Below are 11163 nucleotides of genomic sequence, written 5' to 3' on the forward strand. Positions count from 1 at the left end.
GGCTCGGCCCGCTCAAACCCAGAGTTACTCAGGATTTTGGCGGCGGCAATTCGTCCAGCACGATGTCCACATCGACCGGCGCGGTCGAACCGGCATCGGCCGCCGGAGCCGCCTGCCACACCATGGTCGCCATCATGCCGAAGCCAGTTTGACTGCTCTGCTCGGACTCCAGTGGCAAGAAAAGATCGATTTCCTGCCCTCGGACCTCATGCTCCGAGCGATCACGCGCCACGCTGTACAGCAGAAGCAAGTCACGCAAGGCAGGCAACTCAAGGCTCACACCGCGAGCCGCTTGATTGGACAACAGCTTTTGCAACAGGCTCATGCTGGCGCCGCTGTCCACCCAACGGCCCTGAATTTCACGCAGGACGTCGGCGTAAGCCTCCAAGTCGCGACCCTGGCTCAAATCCTGATCCCAATTCGGCGCGGAGGCATCAAAACGTAGCGCATAACGCCCTGCAATATCGGCAAAAGCCAGCGCATCGCCACGCTGCTGGCAGATTTCCATCAGCTTCAAATACGGCAAGGCGCTGTCGATGCCGCTCTTGATGCGGTCTTGGAGCAGGTCAACCGCCGCTTCCTCTTGGCCAAGCACCAGGAAGAAATCGGCCTGCTGCTCGAGGTCGATCAAAGCCTCGACGCTAACCAAACCCTTGATCGGGGCCGCGGCACCGAGGCCACCCAGCCCGGTCACGGGCGCAAATTCAGCCTGGGGCGCAGCATCCAGAAACTGCACACTGAGTGGCTCGGCAGCTGCGTCATGGCCAAAAAGCCCGGCCATGCGCGCAGCGTCGCTATGAGCTGGCGACTCTTCTTGAGGCAGCAGGCCAAACTTGGATGACAAATCCAGATCCGCGGCATTGGGACGCGCAAAGTCCAAGGCATGGTCCACATCGCTCAATTTGGCGAGTGAAATGGTGCGCTCATCATCGCGCCCCAAGGCGCCCAAATCCGTGGAGGCGGCCGAGACAGCGACAGTGGCAGCGGCAGCTACATCGGCAGTCGCCACACCGCGCTGCGGCATAACGTCCTCGGGCTGCGGCGTTACTGTCGTCAGCGAGCCCAATCCGAGAGCGCTCGCTGCGCTTGACTCTGATGCCGTTCTCTCGGCAGGCTCAAAGTCATCATGGGCAGCACCCGCGGCTGCCCACCAGCTGGCGCCATGCCCCTGTTGCCCCCGTTTGCGCGCTTGCCACAGATAGGCACAGGCCCCGCCCAAACCCAGGCTGAGCAAACCCAGCCCCAAGACCAAGGGATCCACACCGCTTGAAGCCCCGTCGCCCGACGCTTCGGCGGCGACTTGCGCACGCATGTCCTTCAGCTTCTGTTCGGACAGGCGCTTGTCTTCGCGCAACTTGCCCAGCCCAGCCTCCAGCGCATTCAAACGCTGCAAGGCCGCTTCTGCCTCGGCTGCGCTGGCCGCGACATGCGCTGCGGTTGCGGCGGACACCACCGAATCCAAGGGCTCGAGCCTCAACTTGGGACTGTCCAGAGGCGCGGGCCGCTCCGCAGCAGCAGCCGCCTTGCCTGAACCTGCAGACTTGCCGACCTGAGCTTGTGCATGAGGCTCAGCACCAGTTTTTCGCACCGGAGCCGCCTCCACCGCACCCAACTCTTTTGGTGCGGTCGCCAAGTTGGCTGTCTCTGCACCAAGCTCGGCAGGCTTCTTGGACTTGCTCGGTTTGGCTGGCTTACTGGACTTGGCGGCCGCAGCGAGCGCCGGGCCAGACGACAGGCGCTCAGACGCCCCCGCGTCGGTCACATCAGCGCCCAATAAATCTTGCGGTTTAGCGCCCGTGGTGGCCAAGGCTGCCCGTAAAGCCGGCGAGTAACGTGGCGGCATCGCCTGCTGCGGCAACTCTTCAATGTCGGAACCGGCATGCTGTCCCTGCGCATTCGGCGGGTCCAGCAAGGCACTGTATTGGCGCGTCAATCGGGTTGGGCAGCCCAGGTTCAGCGTCACACTGATGATGGGCTCTTCAATCTTGACACTGCTGAGCACCCGAATCGCGCGCACCGAGCTGTCACTCGCGCCCTGCAGTTGCACGCGCACTGCCGCGGCGGGCAGGCGACTGGTTCCAGCGGTCACTTCGGCCGTCACGCAGTCTGCGGACAGCGACTCTCCGGCACTCAGACTGAGCGGGAACTCAAGGTTGAGGGCCTGACCTAGCGCCGTGCGCATCTGCGGCCGCCCCAAACCCAGCGCCTGCGCACTGTCGGTCAAACCCAGCGCCAGACCGCACAGCAAAAGGGCACCCACACAAGTGGTACGCATGACAAAAAGGGGCGCTGCAGTTTCTCGGTACATGCCGGGGCAAATGTTAGTTCTCTCACTCTAGCATGGCAGACTGCCCGCTGATCCCAGGGATAGCGCGGCGTTGTTAAAGTGCCAGCGGCTCACGGCGCATCAGTTGCGCATCAGTTGCGCATCCGCAGTGCAGGAAGCCGACAGCAAGCCACTGATCTCCAACGCTGCGCGGACCACGAGCGCGGTTGACGGTGCTCGTGGACAATGCCCTCCGAAGCACAGCAGCGTCCTGCTGTCACGTCAGCGACAAAGCATGAACAGTACGGTTCTTACACTCCCCGAACGCAACAACATCGAATCGGGGTCGTGGTTCTCCAAGCTCTCAGCGCCCCTGCGCAGCGACATCCTTTCCCGGGCCACGGTTCGCCGCTTGAACGATGGCGCCCTGCTGTCTTGTCGCGGCGAAACCGCAGAGGAATGGGTCGGGGTCGCCTTGGGTGCGGTGCGCATCAGCTCGGTCTCACTGGCCGGCAAACAAATTGCGCTGACCTATGTCGAGCCGGGCACTTGGTTCGGCGATATTTCCTTGTTCGACGGACTGCCACGCACCCACGATGCCTACACCCACGGCGCCACCACCTTGCTGGTCGTGCGCAAGCCCGACTTTCGGGCCCTGCTGCATTCGCACACCGAACTTTACGAGGCGCTGCTGCGCCTCAACTGCCGCCGCCTGCGCCTGATGTTCGACGTGGTCGAGGACCTCAACACCCTGCCCTTGGCCTCGCGCCTGGCCAAGCAGATCTTGCTGCTGGCACGCTCCTACGGCGTGCAGCAGGGCGAAGAGATTCGCATCGGCCTGCAGTTGGCGCAAGAAGACCTGGCCCAGCTGTTGGGTGCTTCGCGGCAGCGAGTCAATCAGGAGTTGAAGAGCTTCGAACGCGAAGGCGCGGTACGCGTCGAGCCAACTCGTTTGGTGGTTCTGAGCAAAGAAAAACTACTGGCCATCGCCAGCGGCTGATCACAGCCCCACCCCGGGCTGCCAGCCGCACCTTCACCCAACGCTAGGACAGCAAGAGCCCCATGGAAGCATTCACCGGAACAGGCGCCCCCAGCCAAGCCATCGACACGCAGGCCTTGAGCGCTTGGCTTTCAAACCACCTGGCGGACTTTGCGGGGCCGCTCAGCATTGAGCAATTCAAGGGCGGGCAATCGAACCCGACCTACAAGTTGATCACGCCCGCGCGCTGCTATGTGATGCGCGCCAAGCCGGGGCCAGCGGCCAAGCTGCTGCCCTCGGCGCACGCCATCGAGCGAGAGTTCAACGTCATGGGGGCCTTGGCGGGTAGCGCCGTGCCCGTGCCACGCATGCTGGCGCTGTGCGAAGACGAGTCGGTGATCGGCCGAGCCTTCTACATCATGGAGTTCATGCCCGGCCGGGTGTTGTGGGACCCCGCCCTCCCCGGCATGAGCCCGGACCAGCGCGGCGCCATCTTTGATGAGATGAACCGGGTGATCGCCGCGCTGCATCGCATTGACTACAAAGCCATCGGCTTGAGCAGTTATGGCAAACCGGGCAATTACTTTGAACGCCAGATCGGTCGTTGGAGCAAGCAATACCTGGCCTCGGTCACGCAACCGATTGCCGCCATGGACCGCCTGATCCAGTGGCTGCCCAGCCATATGCCCGACTCCGCCCGTGATGAGCGCGAGGTGTCCATCGTCCACGGCGACTTCCGGATCGATAACTTGATGTTTGACCCCACGCAGCCTCGCGTCCTCGCCGTGCTGGACTGGGAGCTCTCAACACTGGGCCACCCCTTGGCCGACTTCAGCTATCACTGCATGAGCTGGCACATCCAAACTTCGGGTGCCGCACGCGGCTTGGCCGGACTGGACTTGCAGGCCCTGGGCATCCCAGCCGAACTGGACTATGTGCGCCGCTACTGCGAGCGCAGCGGGCGCGCCGACGTCGATCACTTAATGCGTGACTGGAACTTTTACCTGGCCTACAACCTGTTCCGTATCGCGGCGATTTTGCAAGGCATTGCCAAACGGGTTGAAGAAGGCACAGCCGCCAGCGCCCAAGCGCGCGAGGCTGCGGCCGGCGCCGCACCCCTGGCCGCCCTGGCCTGGCAATTTGCCGAGCGGGCGTAGGCCCGGCGCAGCCAAATCACCAGCAGGCCAGACCGACTCAAGCGGGCGCTTGATCCTCCTCCGGCCGAGAGCTTTGCCACGCCACCGAAGTGGTCGTGGGCCAAGGACCGCGGTCCGACAAGCGCGCGTTGACCGACTGCGCTTCCTTGCAGGCCGACTCCAGCAACTTGACCAAGGCCTGTATCTTCGGCAATGAAGGCTCAGCCATCGCCGTGCGCAAATAGACATTGCCGCGCATGGTCATCAGCACGAAAGGCTGGCCTTCGGGCAAGAGTTCCAAGCTGGCCTGCGCCAAAAGAGAACTCAATTCCCCCTCGACCCACTCAGCGGTCAACTCTTTGTTGACGCCCAGCGCGCCAAAACGCTGCCGAACCAACTTAGAGCTGATGTGGCTGAATTTGGGGAACATCACCAACCAACGCATCTCTTCCGGCGTGTCGGTGTCAACTCGGGTCTTCAAGGTATCGGTGTAGGCCTCGAACACCGAGGCCTCGAGCTTTTCCATCAACTGCCGGCAAAGAATCAGCAATTGCAGATCACTGTGCAAGCGCAGCTCGCAGCGCATGCGCAATTCAAAGCCCTCGATATAGGCCCGCTGCGAGCGCCCCCACTCGATCCGCAATGCGCCCGGCAAGGCCTTCGGCTGCTCGATCAAGAAGCCTTGACCATCACGCGCCATCCGGAATTGACCATTGCGAGCCTCGGCCCAGTCGGAAATGGAGCGCCAGCGCGAGGCATTCGCACGCGCCACAAACCAGTGTTTTACTTGCTTAAAAAACATGAGCTAGGACAATGCACTGAGCCAGGGCGGTATGCCCGCAAGCCCTTGATCGATGGGAAACAAAATGATCGAAGTGTATTCATGGCCCACACCCAACGGCCACAAGGTTCACATCATGTTGGAAGAATGCGGCTTGCCGTATCGGGTGATCCCCGTGGACATAGGCAGCGGAGCCCAATTTGAGCCTCGTTTTTTGAGCATCAGCCCGAATAACAAGATTCCCGCCATCATCGACCCCGCAGGCCCCGAAGACAAACCGATCTCGTTGTTCGAATCCGGCGCCATTTTGCTGTACTTGGCCGGCAAGACCGGTCAGTTCTTGCCGCCCGACACGGCGGGTAAATATGAGGTGCTGCAATGGCTGATGTTCCAGGTGGGCGGGGTTGGGCCGATGCTGGGGCAAGCCCACCATTTCCGCATTTACGCGCCGGAAAAAGTTCCGTACGCGATTGAACGCTACAGCAGTGAAGCACGGCGCCTTTACACCGTGATGAACAAGCGACTGGCCGCGGCCACCTACTTCGGCGGGCGCAATTTCAGCATTGCCGACATAGCCATCTTCCCTTGGCTGCGCTCCTGGAAAAACCAAGGCATTGAACTGAGCGACTATCCGCACCTGAAGGGCTGGTTTGACGAGGTCAGCGCACGCCCGGCGGTGCAGAGAGGCCTGGACGTGCTGTCTACACAGCACAGGCCCCTGACCAACGACAAGGCGCGCGAAAACCTGTTCGGCGAAAGTCAGTACAAGAGGCACTGAAGGCCCGCGCAATCAGCACAGGCCGCACCGACTCGAAATAGATCGAGCCTTTGTTTGCCGCTGATTCGCAGGCGCAAATGCTGAGACAGCGCAGGGAAATGCACGGGAAACCAGGCTCACGATGGTGAGGTGGCCCGACCAGCAAGAATCGAACTTGCAACCGCCCGCTTAGAAGGCGGGTGCTCTATCCAGTTGAGCTATGGTCGGTCAGAGGCTGATATCTTGGCGCCCAAGACTTCAGCAGGGGCGTCATTGTGACATGAGCGAAGCTCAGGTTCGGCCAGCTTGCCAGCCAAACTCTGCGCCTACGCCATTCAGATGATCAGCCAATCAACACATTGACGATGGCATTGCCAATGCCCATCAAAGCAGCACCGGAAATCAAACCGGCACAAATCGGCTCGCAGCCTTCAACCCAAAGTCGATGACCCGGGCTACCAGCCGTTTTGTTCTTGCGTCCCATGAACCAGAACAGCAGTGCGCCGACCCACATGGCGAACACCGACTCCGGCGGCAGCACCACACCCAAACCGATAGACACGGCCGACAGCGGGAAGCGTCCCTTGGTGACAATGCGAGCAAGCTCAATGAGCACCGCACAAACCGCCGCCACAGCCATAGCCACGAGGGCCGAGCTAGGCAACTCCTTCAGGCCCTTGGCAATCAATTCAGCCACACCCTTCCACTGCAGCGCACCCGGCATCGCGAATTGTTCAGACACCAAGGTCGCCGTCGAGCGCACACCATTGGCGTCGGCCGGCAAGAAGAGCAAGAAATACAAAGGCACGCAAGCCATCACCCCAGCAAAAATGCCGATCACATGACCAATCGCCTGATGGCGCGGCTTGCCGCCCAACATATAGCCCGGCTTGATGTCTGAAAGCAGATTGGCCGCATTGGAGGCAATCTCCGAGGTCATGCCGGCAGGCAGCAGATTGCTGGCTGGGTTCGAGCGATCAATCGCACCCATGGTGAACTGAGTGATCTTGGACAGCGCGCCGGTCGGCGTCCAAGAGGTCAAGGCCATGGCATTGGTGCAAATCACGGTCAAGATAAAGATCAAGGGCAGAGACACCAGCGCCAGGAACATCGGCACGCCGAAGAAGGCGTGCGTAACCCAAGCTGCCAAAATGCTGAATACCGGCACACCGACGTAAGAGATCCACAGCGGCACTTCAATGCCTGCAAGCAAGTCAGGGCCTGCGGCGGCAGCATCCTTCTTCTTGCCAAAGGACTTGAACATGCTGGTGAACAGCTCCGGCTTGGCCAGCAGGCCAACCAAGGAGCCGACCACCATCATCGCCACGCCCCACCACAGCGACCATTGATTGACGATCTCGGCGCGCGAGATCGGCACCACCGCACCGGCCGGCGAGACCCGCTGAGCGATATCGCCCGCATTGATCATGATGGGCGCCAGAATCACGAAGTTGATGAAAGAGCCCAGCATGCAACTGGTGGCCACCGCGATACCCATCAAGCCGCCGACACCGAGCATGGCCGCATCCAAGGTCAAACGAAGACCGAGGACGCGGAAATCTACGCCCATGATCTTGGGAATCCACAGCTCGGCCTTGGCGGCCGCCTGGTAGTAATAGCTGTCGAGCCGCTCATGGATGTGCCAGGGTTCTTTCATGCCAGCCCATTGATCCATGCGCAGGATCTTGAACTGAAGCAGCTTCATCCAGCCATCACTGACCACCGCCTGATACAGGGCCGTGAACATCGCAACCCGCCCCAGCAAACGGGCCTTGTAGACACCCTCGCCGGCGTCACCGGTGTACAAGGAATCCAGCACGACGCCACTGGCGCGCCCCTCGGGAAAGGGCAACTGCTCTTCATTGATGAAGCGGCGCTTCATCGGAAAAGCCACCAACACACCCAAGATGGAAATCACCGCCATCCAGGTGATCATCTGCCACCACGGAATGATGCGGCCGGTGATCAACATATAGGCTGCCAAGCTCGAATACAGCGGCGCCACCACATAGCCGGCAGCCGTCGCGATCGACTGGGTGCAGTTGTTCTCCAGGATCGTGTAGTCAGAGGCTAAACCCGCACCATGCAGGGCGCGGAACAGCGCAAAAGACATGATGACCGAGGTCAAACCCACGCCAATGCCAATGCCGGTCTTGCCGCCGATATAAAGCGAGGTTGCAGCCAACACCGCACCGAGCAAAAAGCCCGTTAGCGCCGAGCGCAGCGTCAGTTGCGGCATATCGCCGCGATAGACATTCTTGAACCACCACTCGTCTTTTTGCGCCCGGGTCCAGGTGCGAATCTGCTCGTCGGTCAGTGTTTGGATAGCCATGAGAGAAGAGAAAGAGTTGAAGGCTTGGTCAGCCCATTTACGCCAGTTCGCGCCCATTCGCGCTGACTTGCGCCAATTCACGCGAGACGCCTCGCCGGATTTTCCGCGCCCGATCAGAGGCGGAACAAGCGAGGATACCCAGGGACGCGCCGCATGACTTGCCTGCACATCTGGGCATGCCCTTACCTTTGCTCGGCCCTTGAAGCGGGCATGAAAAAACCCGCTGCAAGCCTGAGCTCACAGCGGGTTATCCAATTGGGTCTTGGTCGGGGCGGCGGGATTCGAACTCGCGACCCTCTGCTCCCAAAGCAGATGCGCTACCAGGCTGCGCTACGCCCCGACTAAGACGACTATTCTAGCCTGATTTTTTAGCACTCGTAAAGAGTTTTGAAAAATAAGTGGAATAAGTTCCCCTCAGCCCTCTGTGCAGCGCTCGCACATCAACAAGACTCACGCCAATGCCCCTCCCTGAAACTGAGTCAGTCTTTGTGTCAAAATCATTCAGCACCAATGCCAGCCATGACTGGCGCTCTGCCGGCCCTGCATCCGGCCCGCCCAAGGACACTCCATGAGTAGCGAACTGATCAAACACATTTCCGACGCGTCTTTCGATTCCGATGTCATTCAAGCAGGCAAGCCCGTGCTGGTGGACTACTGGGCCGAATGGTGCGGCCCCTGCAAGATGATTGCCCCCATCCTTGATGAAGTATCCAAGGACTACGGCGATCGTTTGCAAATCACCAAAATGAACGTCGACGAAAACCGCGAAGTGCCCGCCAAATACGGCATCCGCGGCATTCCGACGCTGATGCTCTTCAAAGACGGCCAACTGGCCGCCACCAAAGTTGGCGCCTTGTCCAAGGCCCAGTTGACGGCCTTCCTGGACGCCAACCTATAATCAACGCAGATTGCTGTAGCGGGGCGCATTTCTCAAGCACTTGCATCCCGCTTCAGCAGCGTATTGCCAACACGCTCTAGGCCTTTTTAATGGCCACGACGCGTGGACTCGGCGCCCAAGCTCCCGCATTGTTTCTTGCTCCGCGACAACGCCCGCCCTCACCGGCCATGCGCCATCGCCCATCATCAGCGGATGAGCCGGCTGCCGAAGTATCTGTCCCCAGTCCTTGGCAGGACTTTTGACGAACTACCGGGTGTTCACCCATGCATCTTTCAGAACTGAAAGCACTCCACGTCTCCGAACTCATCAAGATGGGCGAGGCCTTGGAAATCGACAACGTCGCTCGCATGCGCAAGCAGGAGCTGATGTTTGCGATCATGAAGAAGCGCGCCAAGGGCGGCGAACAAGTGTTCGGCGACGGCGTGCTCGAAGTGCTGCCCGACGGCTTTGGCTTTTTACGCTCCATCGACGACAGCTATATGGCGTCGACCGACGACATCTATCTGAGCCCCAGCCAGATCCGTCGCTTCAATCTCCACACCGGCGACATGATCGAAGGCGAAGTGCGCGTCCCCAAAGACGGCGAACGCTACTTTGCCCTGGTCAAGGTTGACCGCGTCAATCAACTGACGCCCGAGGAGAGCAAGCACAAGATCATGTTCGAGAACTTGACGCCATTGTTCCCACGCGAACAGTTCAAGCTCGAACGCGACAACTTCAAGGGCGAAGAAAACGTCACGGGCCGCATCATTGACTTGATCGCCCCGATCGGCAAAGGCCAGCGCGCTCTGATCGTCGCGCAGCCCAAGACCGGCAAGACCGAGATGATGAAGAGCATCGCGCACGCGCTGGTGGCCAATCATCCCGACTCGCATTTGATCGTGCTGCTGGTGGACGAACGCCCCGAAGAAGTGACCGAGATGATCCGCACCGTGCGCGGTGAAGTGATCAGCTCGACCTTCGACGAGCCTGCCGCCCGCCACGTACAAGTGGCCGAGATGGTGATCGAACGCGCCAAGCGCCTGGTCGAACTCAAGAAGGACGTGATCATCCTGCTGGATTCGATTACCCGCTTGGCTCGCGCCTACAACAACGTCTTGCCCTCGTCGGGCAAGGTCTTGACCGGCGGTGTGGACGCCAACGCCCTGCAGCGCCCCAAGCGCTTCTTCGGCGCTGCCCGCAAGGTGGAAGAAGGCGGCTCGCTGACCATCATCGGCACCGCGCTGATCGATACCGGCAGCCGCATGGACGAAGTGATCTACGAAGAGTTCAAGGGCACCGGCAACTGCGAAATCCACTTGGATCGCCGCATGGCCGAGAAGCGCGTCTACCCTTCGATCTTGATCAACAAGTCCGGCACTCGCCGCGAAGAGCTGTTGCTCAAGCCCGAGATCCTGCAAAAGAGCTGGATCTTGCGCAAGCTGCTCTACAACATGGACGAAATCGAGGCGATGGAGTTCGTGCTGGACAAAATGAAGTCCACCAAGAACAACCTGGATTTCTTCGACATGATGCGTCGAGGCGGTTGATTCATCGGACTTCACGGCGCCCAAATCTCTGCAATTGGGCGCCTCGCGAGGGTTCGGCTAGCCAAGCCCTCGTTTCCTGGCTATAATCCGCGTTTTTGTCGCTGTCGGAAAGTGCGTCACATGGTGTGGCGAGAAGCTGCCGGCACGTCAGCGCAAATCGAGCGAGAGGTTTCTCATGAAAGACGGCATTCACCCCAACTACCGCGAAGTCTGCTTCGTGGACCAATCCAACGGCTTCAAGTTTGTGACTCGCTCGACAATGAGCAGCAAAGAGTCCATCACGTTGGAAGACGGCCGCGAAATGCCGCTGGTCAAGTTGGAAACCACCAGCGAATCGCACCCCTTCTACACCGGCCAGCAAAAGAGCATCGACAATCTGGGCGGCCGCGTCGAGAAGTTCCGCAACAAGTTTGCTGGCTTCGCCAAGAAGTAAGCCTTTTGAGGCTGAAGAAAAAAGGCAGCTTCGGCTGCCCTTTTTTTTGCCT

At 60.2% G+C, this 11163-nt stretch carries 9 protein-coding genes and 2 tRNA genes; 6 read left to right on the forward strand and 5 right to left on the reverse strand.

The window, feature by feature from the left end:
- Nucleotides 1–28: 28 nt before the first annotated feature.
- Complete coding sequence (locus WG899_RS20990) at nt 29–2275, reverse strand: type IV pilus assembly protein FimV (protein WP_339597612.1); 2247 nt, start codon at nt 2273–2275, stop codon at nt 29–31.
- Nucleotides 2276–2561: 286 nt separating this feature from the next.
- Between WG899_RS20990 and WG899_RS20995 the strand changes: the two genes are divergently transcribed.
- Both WG899_RS20995 and WG899_RS21000 read left to right on the forward strand, forming a co-directional pair.
- Entirely contained in the window at nt 2562–3266 is a 705-nt protein-coding gene (locus tag WG899_RS20995; protein ID WP_339597613.1) for a Crp/Fnr family transcriptional regulator, read from the forward strand.
- Nucleotides 3267–3328: 62 nt separating this feature from the next.
- A complete protein-coding gene (locus WG899_RS21000) occupies nt 3329–4402 on the forward strand; it encodes a phosphotransferase family protein (protein WP_339597614.1) in 1074 nt (357 codons plus the stop codon).
- 37 nt (nt 4403–4439) lie between these two features.
- Here WG899_RS21000 and WG899_RS21005 read toward each other — a convergent pair whose 3' ends face one another.
- A complete protein-coding gene (locus tag WG899_RS21005; protein ID WP_339597615.1) occupies nt 4440–5183 on the reverse strand; it encodes a hypothetical protein in 744 nt (247 codons plus the stop codon).
- Nucleotides 5184–5247: 64 nt separating this feature from the next.
- Between WG899_RS21005 and WG899_RS21010 the strand changes: the two genes are divergently transcribed.
- Entirely contained in the window at nt 5248–5940 is a 693-nt protein-coding gene (locus tag WG899_RS21010; RefSeq protein WP_339597616.1) for a glutathione binding-like protein, read from the forward strand.
- A 130-nt stretch (nt 5941–6070) separates the two neighbouring features.
- Here the strand turns inward: WG899_RS21010 and WG899_RS21015 are convergent.
- The 3 genes from WG899_RS21015 to WG899_RS21025 all read right to left on the reverse strand — a co-directional run bounded on the left by WG899_RS21015 (nt 6071) and on the right by WG899_RS21025 (nt 8591).
- Nucleotides 6071–6147, reverse strand: a tRNA-Arg gene (locus WG899_RS21015).
- Between the two features lie 115 nt (nt 6148–6262).
- A complete protein-coding gene (locus WG899_RS21020; RefSeq protein WP_339597617.1) occupies nt 6263–8251 on the reverse strand; it encodes an OPT family oligopeptide transporter in 1989 nt (662 codons plus the stop codon).
- A gap of 263 nt (nt 8252–8514) precedes the next feature.
- A tRNA-Pro gene (locus WG899_RS21025) sits at nt 8515–8591 on the reverse strand.
- 228 nt (nt 8592–8819) lie between these two features.
- Here WG899_RS21025 and trxA point away from each other — a divergent pair.
- The 3 genes from trxA to WG899_RS21040 all read left to right on the forward strand — a co-directional run bounded on the left by trxA (nt 8820) and on the right by WG899_RS21040 (nt 11111).
- Nucleotides 8820–9149: a thioredoxin TrxA gene (gene trxA, locus WG899_RS21030; RefSeq protein ID WP_339597618.1), complete on the forward strand. Its 330-nt coding sequence runs from the start codon at nt 8820–8822 to the stop codon at nt 9147–9149.
- 263 nt (nt 9150–9412) lie between these two features.
- The gene (gene rho, locus WG899_RS21035) at nt 9413–10678 is read left to right on the forward strand and encodes a transcription termination factor Rho (protein WP_263536629.1); all 1266 of its coding nucleotides are present in this window, start codon (nt 9413–9415) and stop codon (nt 10676–10678) included.
- A 175-nt stretch (nt 10679–10853) separates the two neighbouring features.
- Entirely contained in the window at nt 10854–11111 is a 258-nt protein-coding gene (locus WG899_RS21040; protein ID WP_339597619.1) for a type B 50S ribosomal protein L31, read from the forward strand.
- Nucleotides 11112–11163: the final 52 nt, after the last annotated feature.

Origin of the sequence: Paucibacter hankyongi (assembly GCF_037482915.1) — a bacterium.
GTDB classification, from domain to species: Bacteria; Pseudomonadota; Gammaproteobacteria; order Burkholderiales; family Burkholderiaceae_C; genus Paucibacter_A; species Paucibacter_A hankyongi.

What these genes read in the sequence shown, in the direction of transcription:
- trxA (WP_339597618.1), top strand. Translation starts at nt 8,820, where the DNA reads ATGAGTAGCGAACTGATCAAACACATTTCCGACGCGTCTTTCGATTCC.
- WG899_RS20990 (WP_339597612.1), bottom strand. Translation starts at nt 2,275, where the DNA reads ATGCGTACCACTTGTGTGGGTGCCCTTTTGCTGTGCGGTCTGGCGCTG.
- WG899_RS21005 (WP_339597615.1), bottom strand. Translation starts at nt 5,183, where the DNA reads ATGTTTTTTAAGCAAGTAAAACACTGGTTTGTGGCGCGTGCGAATGCC.
- WG899_RS21040 (WP_339597619.1), top strand. Translation starts at nt 10,854, where the DNA reads ATGAAAGACGGCATTCACCCCAACTACCGCGAAGTCTGCTTCGTGGAC.
- WG899_RS20995 (WP_339597613.1), top strand. Translation starts at nt 2,562, where the DNA reads ATGAACAGTACGGTTCTTACACTCCCCGAACGCAACAACATCGAATCG.
- WG899_RS21000 (WP_339597614.1), top strand. Translation starts at nt 3,329, where the DNA reads ATGGAAGCATTCACCGGAACAGGCGCCCCCAGCCAAGCCATCGACACG.
- WG899_RS21020 (WP_339597617.1), bottom strand. Translation starts at nt 8,251, where the DNA reads ATGGCTATCCAAACACTGACCGACGAGCAGATTCGCACCTGGACCCGG.
- WG899_RS21010 (WP_339597616.1), top strand. Translation starts at nt 5,248, where the DNA reads ATGATCGAAGTGTATTCATGGCCCACACCCAACGGCCACAAGGTTCAC.
- rho (WP_263536629.1), top strand. Translation starts at nt 9,413, where the DNA reads ATGCATCTTTCAGAACTGAAAGCACTCCACGTCTCCGAACTCATCAAG.